This is a genomic window from Terriglobia bacterium (assembly GCA_032252755.1).
Lineage (GTDB): Bacteria > Acidobacteriota > Terriglobia > Terriglobales > Acidobacteriaceae > JAVUPY01.
This window is the reverse complement of record JAVUPY010000052.1, coordinates 117,204-134,936: the sequence shown is the minus strand read 5'-3', so window position 1 is coordinate 134,936 and position 17,733 is coordinate 117,204. Positions and strand designations below refer to the sequence as shown.

Here is a 17,733-nt window from a genome sequence, read left to right as displayed (position 1 = left end):
GCGTTCGGTGAGTACAGCTGAGGCCAAATCATGAGAAGGGTTTGGAAGTGGGTATTTATCTCACTTGGCGTGGTGATTGTGCTTGTAGCCGGCGCCTTTGTGTTTTTGTGGTTCACATTCGAGTCAAATTACGTAGCGTCCAACATCATCGATTTTCATCCGACTACCTTCCCCGCAAAGGCTGAGGGCTCATTCTTTTATTCCATTGGAGACGAGCTCAAATACTCCGACGAGATCACACCGGCGGCACCGACTATAATGCGCGGCCGTATTACCGATTTCTTGGTTTCGCCCGATAAGAAGCGAATCGCAGCGGTTACGAACGGGGTCCTTTATATTGTCAGTCCCGGCGAAAGCGTTAAGGAAGTAACGCATGTAGATTCGATCTATAGGAAACCAAAACCGATTGGCCAATCATTCTTTCGAGACGGAGAGTTTCAGTGGTCTAAAGACTCTAACAGTCTTTATCTCATTAAAGATGAATTCTATGACTCTAAAGGCGCGCAGCTGTATTCGGAGAAGGGCGAACTCTGGCGCTACGACCTCCCTTCAGGGAACTTGACCCCAGTTCTCAAAACGTTTCCGGCTTACGACTACTTCCTCGGCAGGAGGGGAATCTATTTCTCTGTCCCAACCGAAAAAGGCGACCTGCACTTAAGGTACTTTGATGGTGACAAAGTAACTGACATCGGAGACGTGAATGCATATGACATCCCCAGAAGCAGTTTGATGCCTGGGGATTCCGCGTTCTTTTCGTTCAGTTCCAGAGATTACAACCGGCTGTTCTCAAGCGGGGTCGGATTTAAGGAGCCTAAAGAGAAAGGACCTCAGGAGCTACTGATCGGCGACAAGTCTTCTCTGGCATTCACATTGGGAGAGGGGATGAAAGGCCCATTTTATTGCTCAAACCTTCACAACAGCGTGTTTCTGCCTGGCGAACGGTACTTCCTGCTGAATGTTAACTGTGGCAATTTTGACGGCCAACTTCTCATTGATCGCAATACAGACAAATATGAGCAGATGCCGAAGGACACGCGAGTCTATCTTGGCCTTACAACAGTTGATATTCCCTATTTCCGGATAAGTTGTGGGGGAATCATGCCCAACTGAGAGGGAGGATCGCCGAACTAGGCTCCTCGCATTCTAGTAAAATCCTCCTCATGAACTCCACCACCCGCGAAGCTCTAGTCGAACGTCTGCGCTTCTACCGCGAGATGGGTATCTACGATCTCTATCGTCGGCCGGTGGAGTTCGCGACCGACACTGCCGTGATTGATACAATCGCAGCGTCCGAATCCGAGCCCATGCCTAAGAAACTGCCCGTACTTCAGGATCGTCCTGCGGCCTTGACGTTCATTCGCGAAGACCTCGGCGACTGCACGCGCTGCAAGCTGCACAAGCAAGGACGCAAGCAGATCGTCTTTGGCGTCGGGAATCCGAATGCCGAACTGATGTTCGTCGGTGAGGGGCCGGGGGCGGATGAAGATGAGCAGGGCGAGCCCTTCGTCGGGCGAGCCGGCCAGTTGCTCAACAACATGATTGCCGCCATGGGACTCCAGCGCGAGCAGGTCTACATCGCCAACGTCGTGAAGTGCCGTCCCCCGGGGAACCGCACCCCCGAGCGCGACGAGTGCGACACCTGCGGTCCGTTCCTGATGCGCCAGATCGCCGTCATCCGGCCCAAGGTCATCGTGGCCCTCGGAGCCGTCGCGGCCAAAACGCTGCTCGGCGTCAACGACTCCATGATCAACCTCCGCGGCCGTTTCTACGAGTTCTCGCCCATGCTCCCGAAGAACGCCTCCGAGCGCGACCCCTCCTGGGAAGGCGCGAAACTGGCCGTCACCTACCACCCCGCCTACCTGCTGCGCGACCCCCGCCAGAAGAAAGAAGCCTGGCGCGACCTGCAGATGGTTATGGTGGAACTGGGATTAAAGGGAAAGTAGTGATCTCTCCTTGCCCCACGTCTGTCGTAGTTAACAGACGTGGGCACCCCGGACCTTTGCAGGAAGGGGTTCCCCCAGTGAGCCCCACCGCTCCAGCGCGATTTTCGGACCCCTATGTGTCAACCCGCATTTTCAGATTTAAGTAATTCAGAATCATAGGTTTACGGCGGGAATTTCCGTAAATCTATGAAAACAATAGATCACGATTTAGGGGGGGTAGGGTATCCCGTGCAAAACTCTCATCCTGCTCGGTTTAGAATCAATCCGACCCATGCCCCAGTTCTGCGACGTTGCCCTTCCGGTTCCGCTGGATGCGAACTTCACCTATCGCATCCCCCCGGGCCTGTCGCCGGTCGTGGGCGCCCGCGTCATCGTCCCCTTCCGCACCACCAAACTGATCGGCATCGTCGTTCGTCTCCATGACGAAGAACCCAAATACAAATTAAAAAACATTGGACTAGTCCTCGACTCCGAGCCCGTTCTCGACGCGCATCTGATTTCGCTCGGCGAGTGGATCGCAAGCTATTACATCGCGCCTCTCGGCGAAGTCCTTCGCACGATGCTTCCGTTAGGTGCGGAATTCCGCAAGGCAACCGGATATCGCATCACCGAGCGCGGTTCGGAAGCCCTGTACGAATCCGCAACGCTAGGTTCCTCGCGCCGCAGCAAGTCTTCACCTGAACACCAGATCACCGAATACGCAGTTCTCGACTATCTCGCCGAAGGCGAACTGGTTCGCGAGGACACGATTCGCTCAGCCACAGGCGCAACAAAGCAGCTTCTGCGCAGCCTGACCTCGAAGAAGTGGATCGCTCGCGAGGACCTCTCGGGCGTTCGCGACGCGCGACGAGTCGTGAAGATCGCTGTTCTCGTCGAAGTCAAAGGCAAACTCAACGCCAACCAGCAGACCATCATCGACTTCCTGCAATCGCGCTCAGCACGAACTCCAGTCGATGAGCTTCGCCAACTCGCCGTTCCGCGAACGACGCTGCAAACGCTGGTGAAACGCGGAATCATCCGCATCGAGGAAGAAGCGGCAGAGCTGACGCGCAGCGGAATGCAGCCGCGCAAGACGCTGGAATTCCTCTTCACTCCCGCGCAACAGCAAGCCCTGAAGGCGATCCGCGAGTCGGTCGCGAAGCGTCAGTTCGCGGTCTCGCTCCTGCACGGAGTAACAGGATCAGGAAAGACTGCGGTTTACCTTGCGGCCATGCAGCAAGTGCTTCAGGAAGGTCGTGGAGCGATTCTCCTCGTCCCCGAGATCGGCCTTACACCAGCGGTTTCCGCCGATCTGCACAGCATCTTCGGTGATCAGGTCGCAATCCTGCACTCGTCGCTCTCGGACGACGAGCGCGCCGAGCAATGGCATCGCATTCGCCGAGGCGAAGCCCGAATTGTCGTCGGCACGCGCTCGGCCATCTTCGCACCCGTTCACGACCTTGCGCTCATCATCGTCGACGAAGAGCACGACCATTCCTACAAGCAGGAAGAAACTCCACGCTACCACGCGCGCGACGTCGCTGCAGTTCGCGCCAAGATGCTCGGCGCATCGGTTGTGCTCGGTTCCGCAACACCATCGCTTGAGTCCTACAACAACACGTCAAAAGGTAAGTATCAGCTGATCGAATTGCCGGATCGTGTCCAGGAACGGCCGCTGCCCGAGGTCGAATTGATCGACATGCGCAACGAATTCCAGCAGACAGGACACGAACAGGTCCTGTCGCGACGGCTGATTGAGGAAGTCACGGCGCGGCTGGAGCGCGGAGAGCAGGCAATGATCCTGCTGAATCGTCGCGGCTATTCAGCCTTCGTGATGTGTCGCGCTTGCGGAGACACGATCAAGTGCCGGAATTGCGAGATCTCGCTGACGCATCACAAGCGCGAGCATAAGCTGATGTGTCATTACTGCGGCTATCAGCAGGCAATCCCGAAGACCTGCCCGAAGTGCGGCAGCGAGTACGTGCAGTTCCTCGGGACTGGTTCGGAGAAGCTCGAGGACATGATGCATAAGGCATTCCCGACCGCGCGCGTCGGCCGCATGGATCGCGACACGGTTCGTGGCCACGACGATTTCGAGCGCATCCTGACAGCCTTCCAGGCCGGCGAAATCGATCTGCTCGTCGGGACTCAGATGATCGCCAAGGGCCACGATGTCCATGGGGTCACTTTGGTGGGGGTTGTTGGCGCCGATACAGCGCTAAGCCTGCCCGATTTCCGCGCCGCGGAACGCACGTTCCAGTTGCTGACGCAGGTCGCAGGCCGCGCCGGACGCGGAACCACGCCCGGAAAGGTCGTCCTGCAGACATATTTCCCGGATCACTACGCGGTGCAATTCGCCGCCGCACATGACTTCGCGGGCTTCTACGACAAGGAACTGCGCTTCCGAGGCTGGATGCATTACCCGCCGTTCACGGCTCTCGCCAATGTGCTGGTACGCAGCGACAAGCTGGATGATGCGATGAACTATTCGGGCATTCTTGGCCGATGGTTTGAGAGCCAGAGCAAAGACAGGATCCGCGTGCTGGGCCCCGCCGCAGCGCCAATCGTGCGCCTAAAACGGGATTACCGCTATCACTTCCTGCTCAAGTCTCCGAGCCGCGAGAAACTGAATGCGCTGTTGCGGGCAATGCTCCAGCACGCGGGCAAGATGAAGATTCCGCGGACGAATGTGGTGATTGACGTCGATGCGGTGACGTTGATGTGAGAGATGCAAGGCACAAGGCACAAGAAACAAGAAACAACGAGTCGAAAGTCTTGCAGCTTGTGCTTTGGAACTGCACCTTACCACTAGCCAGAAATCGATTTGCCTGAGACAATGTGTCACCCCTCCCTGATAACGAACACGGAGCCGATGAGTGACGAACAATAGTCCCGGATCGGGGGCCGCTGCCGACAGCAGCCATACCCACGAAGTAATGTTCCACCACGACAAGCTGAAGATGAAGCTGGATGTATTGATGCCGGCGGATGAAGGTCTGATTGCGTCCACGGCAAAGCGGATTATGGAAGTTGTCGCCGAGATCGAGTGCTCGCAAGGCAAGGAGTTTGAAATCGAGACGGCGCTTCTGGAGGCATTGGCCAACGCGGTCCGGCACGGTGCCAAGGGCGATGCGACCAAGAAAGTGGAGTGCGTTGTCGCCTGCGAAGAGCCACTGGGAATGTTGATCATCGTGCGCGATCCCGGCGAGGGTTTCGATCCAAAGTCGGTGCCTAATCCCACAGAAGGAGACGCCATCTTTAATGATCACGGCCGCGGGATCTACATGATTAATCAACTTATGGACGAGGTGAAGTTTGAGAAGAACGGAACCGAGATCCACATGCGAAAGTTCTGAGCCCGTCTGTTTCGTTCGGACTGTTGGCCATCCAGTACCGCCGAGCACACCCTCCAGATTTATCCCTTGTTAATCCACAGTTTATTTCGGAACGATTGACTCCCGCCACACGTTGCGCCATATTGACGCCGACCAGGGTTCCCAGGCCGGGCAGGCGGCCCGATTATGCGCTGCGGAGGCCGAAGTCGAAGACGTTCGTTCTTGCTGATCCTATTCGCGATCCTGTTCGTACCTTTTGCTTCTGCGCAGGATATCGCTCCTCCTCCCGAGAGCGACCTCCCATTCATAGATCTTTCTGAACTCCAGATTACAGTCCCGCCTGCGGACGTTTTTCTCCCCGATGTTTTTCCGCCGTCGAGTCCGGCGAGAGTTCTCAAGAAGCCGCCATCGAAGTACGATCTTGCAACCATCGGACATCGCGGCATCGGCAGCGGAATGAATTTTTACTCTCTTGAAAAAGAGAGAAATCTCGGAAAACAGCTCTCCGCGATGGCAGATCAGCAAATGGTGCTCCTGGAAGATCCCGTAGTGAATGAATACGTGAACCGGATCAGCCAGAACATTGCGTTGAACTCGGATGCCAAGGTCCCATTGACGGTGAAGATCGTCAAGCAAGACGAAGTGAATGCTTTCTCCTTGCCGGGTGGATATCTGTACGTTACAACGGGGTTGCTGAACGAAGCCGATAGCGAAGCGCAGATTGCCGGCGTGATCGCTCACGAGGTCGCGCACATTGCCGCGCGTCACGGAACCCGAAGCGTCAGCAAAGGTATTCTCTGGACCATTGTTCTGCGGGGTGCCGCGGTTGCCGTGCCCGGAGGTCGTGCGGCCCAGATTGGCTCGATCATTGGCGCGGATCTCGGATCCATTATGATCTTCGCCAAGATGGAACGTGGTGCCGAAGAGGAGGCTGATCTACTCGCGGCGGAATACGCTTATGCCGCCGGATACGATCCGAGCGAGTACGTAAGTTTCTTCGAGCACATCAAGGTTCTGCGGAAGAAGAGACTGTCGGCCCTCGGCAAGATATTCGCCTCGCATCCGCCCACCGAGTCGCGAATCGCCCACGTGCAGAAGGTCATTGATGATTACTTCCCCGACCGTGACCAGTACCTGGTCTCGACCAGTTCATTCGAGGAGGTGCAGGCGCGCATGAACCGGTTGCTCGACAGGAAATTGGCGAAGCACGAAGAATCGAACGATAGGCCCGCACTGAAGAAGGCAGATAGGAACTGATCCCTGTCACCACGAACCTCGGAGTACGAAAGTAATTTCAGATTTCTGACTACTTGGCCGATGTAGGCGTTTGGGACTGTCCCAAATGTCTACCATGCGCCCAATCTCATTTCGACTGCTCTTTCTCGTTCTGTTGCTCGCAGGCTCTGCTTCAGCCTGTCTATCGCGGGAACACAAAGTTGTGGCGAACCTCGAGCCGGACTCCATGGCGTCTGAGGCGCCGGTTCCGAGCCCATCCCGACCTCTCAAGAAGCCACCGGCGAGATATGACCTATCGAGAATTGGCCACCGCGGGATTGGGTCGGGCATGAACTTCTTTACGCTCGATCGCGAGCGCGAGATGGGCAAGCAGTTGTCGCGCGCGGCGGAAACGACGATGAAGCTGTTCAACGATTCCGAGGTTTACGAGTACGTGAACCGCATTACGCAAAACATTGCGTTGAACTCAGACCTCAAGGTGCCGCTGGTGCTGAAGATCGTGAATGACGACCAGGTGAATGCTTTTTCATTACCTGGGGGATACGTGTATGTCACAACCGGCTTGTTGAACGAAGCCGATAACGAAGCTCAGATCGCGGGTGTAATCGGTCACGAGGTAGCACACATCGCAGCCCGTCACGGAACGCGGACGGTTAGCAAGGCGACCTTTTGGGCGAGCATTCTGCGCACGGCCGCGGTCATGAGCCCCGGGGGTGCCGTGGCGGAGTTCCCCAAGATTGTTGGCGCCGATTTCAGCGCGAATTTGCTGTTTGCAAGAATGCAGCGCGGCGCGGAGGACGAGGCCGATCTGCTGGCGGTCGAATATGCCTATGCGGCGGGCTACGATCCCGCGGAGTACGTCGTCCTTTTCGAGAAAGTGAAGGCACTGCAGAAGTCGAAGCCTTCGGTGGTCACCAAGATGTTCGAGTCGCACCCGGCAACGGAGTCGCGTATCAGGAAAGTGCAACGCGTGATCGAGGACTATCTGCCGGCCCGCGATCAATACCTAGTCACGAGCAGTTCCTTCGAAGAAATGCAGGCCCGCATGAGGGCGATTCTCGACGGCAGGATACTCGCCGCGGAGCAACCGCAAAAGCGCCCTGTGCTGAAGAAACGGAGCAAGTGGGATCCCCCGGAGTAGAGAAATGGTGGAAGGGAATTATCGAACGCGTCGCTGGCGCTTCATGAATTCCACGACTGTCGCACCGGGGGACGACACCGATTCTGGGCTCTTGGCTTTGTCAACAAGGGCCTGAGGCTGCGGGTTGAGGGCTATGAAGTCGTATCCCGCAACGGCGCAGGCAATGTTAAACGTCGGAGGCTGCTTCTTCGTGGCGGGATTCGCGATGACGCGGCGAACCGAGCCCTGGCAGACGACTTCGGCTGGAGCGTCGCCCGTCAATTCCTTCGGCATTTCGAACTTCAGCTCGAGCTTCGTTTCCGGTTCCATCGAGAGCGGCGAACGGAACAGCACGCCTGACTTGCTGATGTTCTCAGTGGTGCCCTGCAACCATTCTTCCGTACCCTTCACGCGGAATTGCACGGGGACCTCATGTCGCAGACGGCGTTCGCGCGGCGTCCACGCCGACTTGCGTCCGCACCGCCGCAGGCCTGACTTGTTATCTTCGGGTTTTGGGGTGTCATCGACCGGTTCGAGCCGGCGCATTCGCGTCCAGTCGTACTGGTACTTTGCGCCACAAGCGACGCAAAGCTGGTAATAGTCGCCATTTTCGTCGCGGCGTGGCCAGGAGAACTGGTGACGGCAATCGAACAGGAGACGGCTGATGATGTTCCCACCCATGAGTGTAACTATGGCCCGTTTCGGACAGCGGTGCACGTTACTGAAGTGATGCGTACTGTTGAAAACGGAATATCGAATTAAGATTTCAAAAACAAGAAAAGCCCCATCTTGGCGACGTAGGCCAAGATGGGGTACCCAACTGGTCGTGAATCTATCAGTTACGGCTGGGGCTGTGACTGGTGCACCTCGTTGACGCCACCCTCTGGCGCTCCCGGCATGACTTTCTTCAACGGCGCCATCTTCTCCCGTTCGAGTTCCGGATGCGGCAACGGTTTGCGAGGCAACATCTGGTCGCGCATGGCCGTGTTGTAGACGAAGATCGCCTCGACGGTCGCGATCTGTGCCAAGTCGGCCGGTTGCAGTCGTTCGTATGTATCCATGTTGCTGTGGTGCGTGCGCGAGTCGTAATCCATCGGGTCCTGGATGAACTGGAAGCCGGGGATGCCGACGGCGTCGAACGACAGGTGGTCGGTGCCGCCGGTGTTGCGCATAGTCAACGTGGTAACGCCGAGATCTTTCAGCGGCTCGATCCATTGGCGGAAGATCGGCGCAACCGCCGCATTGCCCTGGAGGTAGACCCCGCGAATTTTCCCGGTGCCATTGTCGATGTTGAAGTAACCGGAGACCAGTTTCTGTTCGGGTTTCAACTGCAACGGACCGGCATAGTCGCGGATAAACTCCGGCAATGCCATCTGGTCCGGAGCGGTTGAACGAGGCGCATATCCGAAGTGCTGCTTGACGTAGCCTTCGGATCCGAAAATTCCTTCTTCTTCGCCGCTCCAAAGGCCGATGCGGATGGTGCGTCGCGGCTTGACGTGCAGAGCGTTCAGGATGCGCATGACTTCCATCGCGACGACACTGCCGGCGCCGTTATCGGTGGCGCCAGTGCCAGAAGCCCAAGAATCGAGGTGGCCACCGACCATTACAACCTGGTCCTTCAGGTTGGGATCAGTGCCGGGAATTTCGGCAATGGTATCGAAGCCGTGCTGGTGGTCGCCGGTGAACTTGGTTTGGACGTCCATTTCCATCGTTACCGGAACGTGCTCCTGGAGCAGGCGATAAACGCGCCCATAATTTTCGATCGCAGTGACGACGACGGGAACCTTCATCGCATCTTCGCGCTTATAGACGAACCAGCCGAGAGCGGCGCCGCTGTCATCGAAGATGGTGCCGCCGGACCCTCCGGAATTCGCGCCATCGCGGCTGGGAACGACCACTGCGGCAACGTGTTCGCTGGCAAGGAAGTCATTAAGCTTCTGCATTAGTTCGAGCCGTTTGAGGAATGGTGCGATGCGCTCGCGGAGATCGCGCGGACGCTCCGTGGGATAGTTCTCGAGATCGCTGAGATCCTTGTCGTCATAGCGGCGGAAGAGCGGCTTGTCGACCGGCTTCACGTCGCGCATTGGGCCGAGGAAGACGATCTTGCCGGCGAGTTTGCCCCTGTAATTGTCGAAGTCCTTCTCCGACTTAACGTCCATCCAGACGGCATCGCCGTGGATGGGGCCATTGGTGGCCGGAGACCAGGGTGCGGCCTGCGCGATGAACACCGCGGTATCGGGTGAGGTCATGCGCACCCAAGTATTGAGCTGCTGCCAGCCCATGCCGAAGTCGCCCCAGTCCTCGAGGTGAGCGTTGGAGCAGCCCATGGCGGTGAGTTGATCGCGCGTCCACTCGTTGGCCTTCATCATGTTGGGCGAGCCGGTGAGGCGCGGTCCGATGCCGTCCATCAGCGCCGAGGCATACTCCATCACGTGCGAGTGCGCGAGACCTTCGTTGCGGATCTCGTCATACATCTGTAAATCGATTTTTTCTTTTTCCGGCTGGGGAGCCTCCCAGGGGGCTGTCTGGGCTACCTGGGTGCCTTCCGGGGCCGGGGCGGTCTTCTTATGCTTTTGAGCGGCTCCCGGAATGGAAATCAAAAGACAGAGAGAAGTGAATGCTAAATACGAGGCAAGTCGATTTTTCAGTAGATGCAACGCTCATCCTCCCATAGGAATGTGCCGGAAAGCTTACCAGATGAGAGTAGCCGCGCGTCAGGAATCCATGCTCAGCGGTTTGGTGCCGTCGTGCCGACCGGGCCCTGGCTGAACAGCAGCGACCCGAAGAAGATGGCGAAGACGGCATAGATTACGAGCCCAACCATGACGGCGACTCCCGGATTGTGAAAGATGGGGCGGAGCAGCACCAGGGAGCCGATGCCGAAGTGCGCGAAGTTTCCCGCACAGAGCGGCCTCGAGTAGATTCCACCGATCGCGTTGTCTTTCGCGATCCAGTTGATAAGTCCCATGCCGAAGTACAGTGCGCCGAACAGTTGCAGAAGGATGGCGAGCGAGGCCGTCGGTGCCGATCCGATTGCGGGCAGGATTTCGGCAGGCCCGAAGAGGCCGACGAGGCCGGCAGCGATCATGAGAATACTGCTCGTTACCATTAGGATTTTTGAGCGCACTTCATCTCCTTGGAACTCCGGATTGTACAAGACGAGCGATTGGACCGTCCGGCCCCGCAAATCCGTTGCGAGAGGCTGAGGAAAGGTTTGCTCAGGGAGAGGTTACGACTTCGCGTCCAGGATTGAGCGCAGGCGTGAGTAGCCGCTGCGCGAAACCGGCAGGCGGGTGCCATCCGTGAGGATGGCGACGTGGGTGTCCTTGCCGTAGGGTTCGAGTTTCTTCAGGCGGTCGAGGTTGAGGATGTAGGAGCGGTGAATGCGCAGGAAACGCGCGGGATCGAGCGACTGCTCGAGGCTGGAGATGGTTTGCTGCTTGAGGCGCTTCTTCCCTTCTGAGGCGAGCGCGACGTAATCGTCCTGGGCTTCGGCATAGTCGAGTTTGGCGATTGGGATGATGTGCACATCGCTGCCGTCGCGGAGGACGATCCGGTCGGCGTGCTGTCCAGGCGCGCGCGCGGCCGTTGCCAGATCGGCGGGAACGGGTTGGTGTTGGCCCATACGCTGGCGGGCGCGCGTGAGCGCGGCTTCGAAGCGCTCGGCGCCAAAAGGCTTGAGCAGGTAGTCGACGGCGTGGACCTCGAAGGCCCGGAGCGCGTACTGATCGTAAGCGGTGACGAAGATGACTACGTGATCACTGCCGATGAGTTCGAGGACTTCGAAGCCGTCGAGTTTAGGCATCTGGATGTCGAGGAAGACGAGGTCGGGGTGGAGTTCGTTGACGGCCTTGACGGCATCGAAACCGTTGATGCACTCGGCAACGATTTCGACGTCGGCGTGCGGGGTGACAAGTTCGCGAAGGACGGCGCGCGAGAGTTCTTCGTCGTCGACGATGATGGCGCGAATTCTTGCCGGGGCGTTCACGAGAGCGGTGTCCTTTCGGCGGGGAAGTCCATGGTAACGCGGAAGTGGCTGTTGTCGCGGACGACGGCGAAGGCGGCGCGAGTTCCGTAGCGCGCTTCGAGGCGCTGCTGGACGATCTTGAGGCCCAAGCCGCTCTTGCGGCGTGCGGGGGCGTCGGGATCAAAAGTGTTTTCGACCTCGACGTGCAAGGTTTCAGGGGAAGGCTGAGCGATGTTCAAACGGATCCAGCCGCCTTCGGGAAGGGCGGAGATGCCGTGTGTGACCGCGTTCTCCACCAGGGGCTGGAGCAGCAGCGGGGGGACGATGCAGTCGAGGACCTCTGGCTCGACCTGTTCCTGCATGTCGAGGCGGGTGCCGAACCGAATTTTTTCGACGACGAGAAATTTGTGAAGTAGGGACAGCTCCTCGCTGAGGGGAACGCTGGTTTTCTCGCCGAGGCCGAGGGTCATACGGAGGAAGTCAGAAAGCGAGATGCACATTTCGCGGGCGCGGGCGGCGTCGATCGAGGTCAGAGCGCTGATGGAGTGCAGGCTGTTGAAGAGGAAATGCGGATTGATCTGGGCCTTGAGGGCGCGAAGTTCGGCGTCGCGGGCGAGAACGCGGGCGGCGGCTTCACGCTGCTCGGCCTGACGGGAATGTTCGAGGGCGAGCAGGACGTAGTGGAGTCCGACAGATAGAAGATAGAGAAGAATGCCGATGGTCCAGAGAACCGTCGATACTTGGCGAAGACGCTCATTCAGGCCGCGGAAGACTTGGACGAAGGAGAGACCGTAGGCGACGCCGTGGGCGAATGCGAGCCATAGGCCGCTCAGGAGCATGGCGGCCAGAAAGTGAGTGGCGAGCAATTGGAGGAAACCGGATGACTCAACTGGAGTGGCGCGGCAAGAGTACCAGGCGGAAAGGCAGACGAAGGCGTAGACGACGCAAAGCAGGATGGCGAAGATTGGGGCTTCGGTGGGACTGAGGGCACCACGACTGGAGAGCAGGTAGAGCAGCAGGAACACGATCGGGGTCCACGCTGCCAAGTACAAGCCGAGACGTCGTGGGTGGCTGAGTATCGGGTGCATAGGTGTTAGTACTTGACGGAAACTCCGCCGAACATAGCGATGCCTTTGACGACCAGGGCTTTCGCGGGCTTGGAAGTATCTTTCGGATACTTTCCGGTTTCATCACCGTAGCCGCCAAAGACGCCGATGCCCTTGATCAGGACGTTCCAGTGACGAGGGATGCGGATTTCGCCGCCGCCAAAGATCGAGGTGGCGTCGAGAACGGCCTGCTCGCCTTCAATTTCGGCCTGCGTGAGGTCAAGCTGGTATCCGCCGAAGACGGCGACGAGTTGGCCTCCGCGAAAGCGCTGCGAGTTGACGTGCTGTTCGCTGCCCCCGAACACGCTGAAGACGCGAACATCGTCTTCGCCGGACAAAGAAAGGCCATCGCGCTTGGTCTGGTAGGACTGCCACATCAGGAGGCCACCGGCGACGATCAGGAAAAGAGGCCACAGGTAGTTCCATCCGTAAGGAAACTTTCCAAATTCGTGGAGGATGAGGACAGCTCCGAAGAGGACGAGGAAAGCGCCCCAGACGCGATCACCGACCGAGCCGGGACCGGTGAGTTTGATGAGCCCGGGAACCACGAAGATTAGAGGCCAGAAGTTCCAGATATGCTCGGCGTTTACGAGTCCAAAGCGATCAAGAAGAAACGTAACACCGATGCCGATGAGCACGAGGCCGGTGATGAGGCTACTGGTAACGGCCGGTTTGCAGGTGGATTTCTCCGGTGATTTACCCACCGGTGTCGTTCGCGCGAACAGGGCGGCCACGATGAGTATCGCTAAGAAGATGAAGACCAGGGTGATCATGGCGGTTCCTTTCTTTCGGCCGCTCAGTTCTTCAGCCGCTTCTGAAAACGGACTTCGCTGATCAGTACGGCGAGTCCGGAAGCGATAAGCACGACGGGCCACCAGTGCAGCCAGCTATAGCTTGAGGGCTGTATGAGCATCATGACAAGAATCTTTGCGTGTACTGGGAGCGTGACGAGACCGACGACAAGCATGAGTACGCCGCTGAGGTTCTCTTCGGTCCAGAGGATCTGTCGGATACCGGTCAGGTGAGCCATAACGAACTCCTTTGCAATTTCGTTGTCATGGCGAAGATACGAGGATGAAGAGCCCGGCGCTGCGGTTATTCGGTGAGTGGCGGGTGGGGGCCGGTGAGTGGGGGAAAACGAATTGACGATTGACGATTTTCTCGTTGACGATTGAGGGAAATGACGAATGAAAATCGAGTAATCGGGAAATCCGGTAATCGGGTAAGAGAACGGCAAAGACGTTTACACTAGAGCCCATGGAACGTAAGTCGCTGGTCGCGGTGGTGGAAGGGCTGTCTTCGTGGGGTGAGGGGCCAGCGTATGCGCATCGGCGGGGCTATCGCACGGAGCGGTGGAGCTATGGCGAGGTGTTGCGCACGGCGCGGCAGTTCGCTCGCGAATTGGAGGCGCGCGGAGTCGCCAAGGGCGATCGCGTGGTGCTGTGGGGGGACAACTCGGCGGAGTGGGCGACGGGTTTTTTTGGCTGCGTGCTGCGTGGCGCGGTATCGGTTCCAATGGATCGAGTGGCGAGTGACGACTTCGCGATGCGGGTGGCGGAGCAAGTCGATGCCAAACTGATGGTGGTTGCGAGGGAGATCGCCGGGTTGTGCGGCACCCGCGATGTGCTCGTCATGGAAGATTTGCGCGAGCGGGTGGCGAAGCACGATTCCGGACCGTATGCGAGTCCGGAGATCGGGCGCGAGGACATGCTGGAGATCGTCTTTACTTCGGGGACAACTTCGGAGCCGAAGGGCGTCGTGATCTCACATGGGAACGTGCTGGCGAACCTGGAGCCGATCGAGCGCGAAATCGCGAAGTATCGGAAGTACGAAAAGTGGTTTCATCCGCTGGCATTCCTGAATCTGCTTCCGCTGAGCCATGTGTTCGGACAGTTTCTTGGGCTGTTCATCCCGCAGGCGCTCGGGGCGACGGTCGTCTTCCACAACTCGCTGAGCCCGGGCGAGATCATGGAGGTGATCAAGCACGAGAAGGTTTCGGCTCTGATTGCGGTGCCGCGCATGTTGGCGTCATTGCGCCAGAAACTCGAACGCGATCTCGAGGCGGAAGGGAAACTGGAAAGGTTTCTGCGGCGGTTTGCAGAAGCTGAGGGAAAGAAGTTCTTGAAGCGCATGTGGCGCTTCCGCGATGTGCACCGAAAACTTGGGTGGAAGTTCTGGGCGTTCATCTCGGGCGGTGCTGCGCTGGATGCTGATACGGAGAAGTTCTGGAACCGGCTCGGGTATGCCGTCGTGCAGGGATATGGTCTGACCGAAACGACTTCGCTGATCAGTCTGAATCATCCGTTCAAAGTCGGGCAGCGATCGATTGGGAAGGTGCTGCCGGGACGGGAGATGAAGCTCGACGAGAACGGCGAGATCCTGGTGCGCGGAGCGAATTTGGCGGCGGGGTATTGGACAGCGAAAAGCCCCACCTTGTCGCCTAAAGACGGCGACAAGGGTAGGGCAACCGAGAGCGGGGCACAGTTTGAGCCGGTGGGCGGGGAAGAGGGATGGTTCCACACCGGCGATCTCGGAGAACTGGATGCCGAGGGGAACCTTTATTTCAAGGGCCGGCGAAAGAACGTGATCGTTACGCCGGCGGGGATGAAGGTTTATCCGGAGGATTTGGAAGGGGCGCTGCGGGCGCAGCCGGAGGTTCGCGATTGCGTTGTTGTCGCTCTGCCGGTAGAGGGAAATGCGGAGCCTTGCGCGGTGCTGCTGATGCAGGATGGGAGTGACGGCAAGCAGGCGGTAGCGGCGGCGAATGCGCGGCTCGCGGAGTTTCAGCAGATTCGGCGATGGCTGGTGTGGCCGGATGAGGATTTCCCAAGAACGTCGACACAGAAGCCGAAGATCGGTGAGATCGAGGCGTATGCAAGGGCGAAGTTTGGGGCGGGGCCGACGGGTGAGACTCCACAGAGCGCGCTGGCGGAACTGATTGGGCGGGTCACACGGAAGCCGGTGGAGGCGCTGGCTCCGGACGCGAAGTTGGAGAGCGATTTGAATTTGAGCTCGATCGATCGCGTGGAGTTGATGTCGGCGATTGAGGACCGGTACCAGGTCTCGCTGAACGAGCAGACGTTTTCGAACGCGACCACGGTGGCGCAGGTCGAGAAGATGCTGCGCGAGTCGCCGCAGGAGCGGCCTCGCTACGAGTTTCCGACGTGGGCGCTGGCGGCGCCGCTGCGGTGGTTGCGAGCGCTAGTGTACCAGGGCGTGACGTGGCCGGCGACGCTGCTGATGACCTGGCCGCGCGTGATCGCGCGCGACAAACTGAAGGGCGTCGAGGGGCCGCTGCTGATCATCTCCAATCACGTCGCGTATTTGGATATCGGGTTCCTGCTGTGGGCCTTACCTTGGCGGTATCGGACGCGCCTGGCGGTGGCGATGCTCGGGGAGTTGCTGGTCGCTATGCGGCATCCGCCGAAAGAGATGAACTGGTTCCAGCGGATTCGCGAGAAACTCGACTACGGGCTCGTCGTCACGTTGTTCAACGTGTTTCCGATATTCCAGAAGTACGGGTTCCGCGAGAGCTTCGCGTTCGCCGGCGAAGCCGTGGATCGGGGGTATAGCGTCGTCGTCTTTCCGGAAGGTCGCCGGACGGATACGGGCGAGATGCAGCCGTTCCAATCAGGCGTCGGACTGCTCGCGCAGAAGCTGGATTTACCAGTGCTGCCGATGCGGATCGACGGGCTGTATGAGCTACGCCTGAAGAAGCAGCGGTTCTCGCGGAAGGGAACGATCACGGTTCGGATTGGGGAGCCGGTGAAGTATCCGGCGAATGCGGCTGCGGAGAGCATCGCGAGGGATCTGGAGCGGAGAGTCAGAAACCTTTAGGACCGGTTCACCATAGAGACGCAGAGAGCACAGAGGACGGAAATGGCAACACCCGATCGAGTTCATCAACTGATTATTCAATACAGGCTTGGAACCGGAACGGTGGACGATTTCGATAGACGTGTTCGCGTCGAAGAACTGATGATCGAATGCCTCGGCCGGGAAGGGCTTGGCTATTGTGATGGAGGCGACATGGGCGACCGGTCGATGAACGTATTCTGTTTCGTGAACAGCGTTGAGCGGGCTCTCCCAGCGATGGTGCAGGCCCTGGCAACAGCAAGCCTCCAAGAAGGCGCTGTCATCGCAATTACTGTCGAGGATTCGATCGAAGTACTCTGGCCGGACGGTTTTGCGCGCGAGTTCGTTCCGCTCTAAAAGGCTGACCAATATAGACATACAGTTCGCCGCTGCATACTGCATATTTATTCAAGCTATCTCCTCACCACTACTCGTGATTTCGGTCACAGCGGGTCGATTGCACCTCCATTAGGAATGGAATAGCTCGTATGGCGGGATAGTCCGCCGGAAAGACCCCACATATCGTCACAACCGAGGCGGCGACGTGTGGGCCACGAGCCTCCGTCAGAGACTCCTTGAGATGAGTCATGACGTGGAGGACAACTTGATCCGCGAAGACGTTTTACGTCTATGGCCGGAGCTTGCCTGGATTCAGGATGCGGAGCTTCGGGAGAAGACGACGCGCTGTTGGGAGCGCGCCTTCGAGTTAAGTCCACTCAAGCCAGACGACCTGAACGAAATTCCTTTCACGCTGCTGATTCCGAATTGCCCTACGACTTTCATGGAGCACAAGCGGTGCGTGGTGCATATTGCGCGGGGCGCGGCGGAGTCGATGCGGGAGTTCATGGGCAATGCGCTGAAGATCGATTTCGACACCGTGATTGCGGGAGCCATCCTCGCTGACGTTGGTAAGTTGCTGGAGTACGAGAACCGGGATGGCAAGACGGTGCAGAGCGAACGCGGCGAGTTGCTGCGGCATCCGTTCACGGGAGTAGCCCTTGCCATGGAATGCGGGTTGCCGGATGCGGTGTGCCACATCATCGCGGCCCATGCGGCGGAGGGCGACCTGGTCAAGCGCACGACGGAAGCATATATCGTGCACCACGCGGATTTCATGGCCTATCTGCCGTTCAAGAATGTGAAGTTCCCAGAAAAGTCGAAAGTCGTAGCCCAAAAGTCGTGACGCGGATGT

16 protein-coding genes are annotated in these 17,733 nt (G+C 58.3%); 9 read left to right on the top strand and 7 right to left on the bottom strand.

Going from position 1 to position 17,733, the window contains the following annotated elements:
- Positions 1-30: 30 nt before the first annotated feature.
- The 6 genes from ROO76_11960 to ROO76_11935 all read left to right on the top strand — a co-directional run bounded on the left by ROO76_11960 (position 31) and on the right by ROO76_11935 (position 7,634).
- Positions 31-1,110, top strand: a complete 1,080-nt coding sequence (locus tag ROO76_11960) for a hypothetical protein (protein ID MDT8068868.1) — start codon at positions 31-33, stop codon at positions 1,108-1,110.
- Positions 1,111-1,160: 50 nt separating this feature from the next.
- Positions 1,161-1,943, top strand: a complete 783-nt coding sequence (locus tag ROO76_11955; protein MDT8068867.1) for a uracil-DNA glycosylase — start codon at positions 1,161-1,163, stop codon at positions 1,941-1,943.
- A gap of 271 nt (positions 1,944-2,214) precedes the next feature.
- The gene (gene priA / locus ROO76_11950) at positions 2,215-4,647 is read left to right on the top strand and encodes a primosomal protein N' (GenBank protein ID MDT8068866.1); all 2,433 of its coding nucleotides are present in this window, start codon (positions 2,215-2,217) and stop codon (positions 4,645-4,647) included.
- Between the two features lie 151 nt (positions 4,648-4,798).
- Positions 4,799-5,278, top strand: coding sequence for an ATP-binding protein (locus ROO76_11945; protein ID MDT8068865.1), 480 nt, complete (start codon positions 4,799-4,801; stop codon positions 5,276-5,278).
- Between the two features lie 201 nt (positions 5,279-5,479).
- The gene (locus ROO76_11940) at positions 5,480-6,514 is read left to right on the top strand and encodes a M48 family metalloprotease (GenBank protein ID MDT8068864.1); all 1,035 of its coding nucleotides are present in this window, start codon (positions 5,480-5,482) and stop codon (positions 6,512-6,514) included.
- 307 nt (positions 6,515-6,821) lie between these two features.
- Positions 6,822-7,634 (top strand): M48 family metalloprotease, encoded by an 813-nt coding sequence (locus tag ROO76_11935; GenBank protein ID MDT8068863.1) that lies wholly within the window; start codon positions 6,822-6,824, stop codon positions 7,632-7,634.
- A gap of 18 nt (positions 7,635-7,652) precedes the next feature.
- On the opposite strand, the gene ROO76_11930 is transcribed toward ROO76_11935, so the two are convergent.
- The 7 genes from ROO76_11930 to ROO76_11900 form a co-directional block, all read right to left on the bottom strand.
- The gene (locus tag ROO76_11930; GenBank protein MDT8068862.1) at positions 7,653-8,294 is read right to left on the bottom strand and encodes a PilZ domain-containing protein; all 642 of its coding nucleotides are present in this window, start codon (positions 8,292-8,294) and stop codon (positions 7,653-7,655) included.
- Positions 8,295-8,452: 158 nt separating this feature from the next.
- Positions 8,453-10,087: a M20/M25/M40 family metallo-hydrolase gene (locus ROO76_11925; GenBank protein ID MDT8068861.1), complete on the bottom strand. Its 1,635-nt coding sequence runs from the start codon at positions 10,085-10,087 to the stop codon at positions 8,453-8,455.
- Positions 10,088-10,341: 254 nt separating this feature from the next.
- Positions 10,342-10,740, bottom strand: coding sequence for a hypothetical protein (locus ROO76_11920; protein MDT8068860.1), 399 nt, complete (start codon positions 10,738-10,740; stop codon positions 10,342-10,344).
- 102 nt (positions 10,741-10,842) lie between these two features.
- Entirely contained in the window at positions 10,843-11,583 is a 741-nt protein-coding gene (locus ROO76_11915; protein MDT8068859.1) for a response regulator, read from the bottom strand.
- Positions 11,584-11,597: 14 nt separating this feature from the next.
- Positions 11,598-12,668, bottom strand: coding sequence for a histidine kinase (locus ROO76_11910; GenBank protein ID MDT8068858.1), 1,071 nt, complete (start codon positions 12,666-12,668; stop codon positions 11,598-11,600).
- Positions 12,669-12,673: 5 nt separating this feature from the next.
- Complete coding sequence (locus ROO76_11905) at positions 12,674-13,459, bottom strand: DUF5668 domain-containing protein (protein MDT8068857.1); 786 nt, start codon at positions 13,457-13,459, stop codon at positions 12,674-12,676.
- 23 nt (positions 13,460-13,482) lie between these two features.
- Positions 13,483-13,716 (bottom strand): hypothetical protein, encoded by a 234-nt coding sequence (locus ROO76_11900; GenBank protein MDT8068856.1) that lies wholly within the window; start codon positions 13,714-13,716, stop codon positions 13,483-13,485.
- A 227-nt stretch (positions 13,717-13,943) separates the two neighbouring features.
- On the opposite strand from ROO76_11900, the gene ROO76_11895 reads away from it, so the two are divergent.
- The 3 genes from ROO76_11895 to ROO76_11885 all read left to right on the top strand — a co-directional run bounded on the left by ROO76_11895 (position 13,944) and on the right by ROO76_11885 (position 17,724).
- Positions 13,944-16,523, top strand: a complete 2,580-nt coding sequence (locus ROO76_11895; protein ID MDT8068855.1) for an AMP-binding protein — start codon at positions 13,944-13,946, stop codon at positions 16,521-16,523.
- A gap of 42 nt (positions 16,524-16,565) precedes the next feature.
- Complete coding sequence (locus tag ROO76_11890) at positions 16,566-16,898, top strand: hypothetical protein (protein ID MDT8068854.1); 333 nt, start codon at positions 16,566-16,568, stop codon at positions 16,896-16,898.
- 223 nt (positions 16,899-17,121) lie between these two features.
- A complete protein-coding gene (locus ROO76_11885) occupies positions 17,122-17,724 on the top strand; it encodes an HD domain-containing protein (protein MDT8068853.1) in 603 nt (200 codons plus the stop codon).
- The last annotated feature ends 9 nt before the right edge of the window (positions 17,725-17,733 follow it).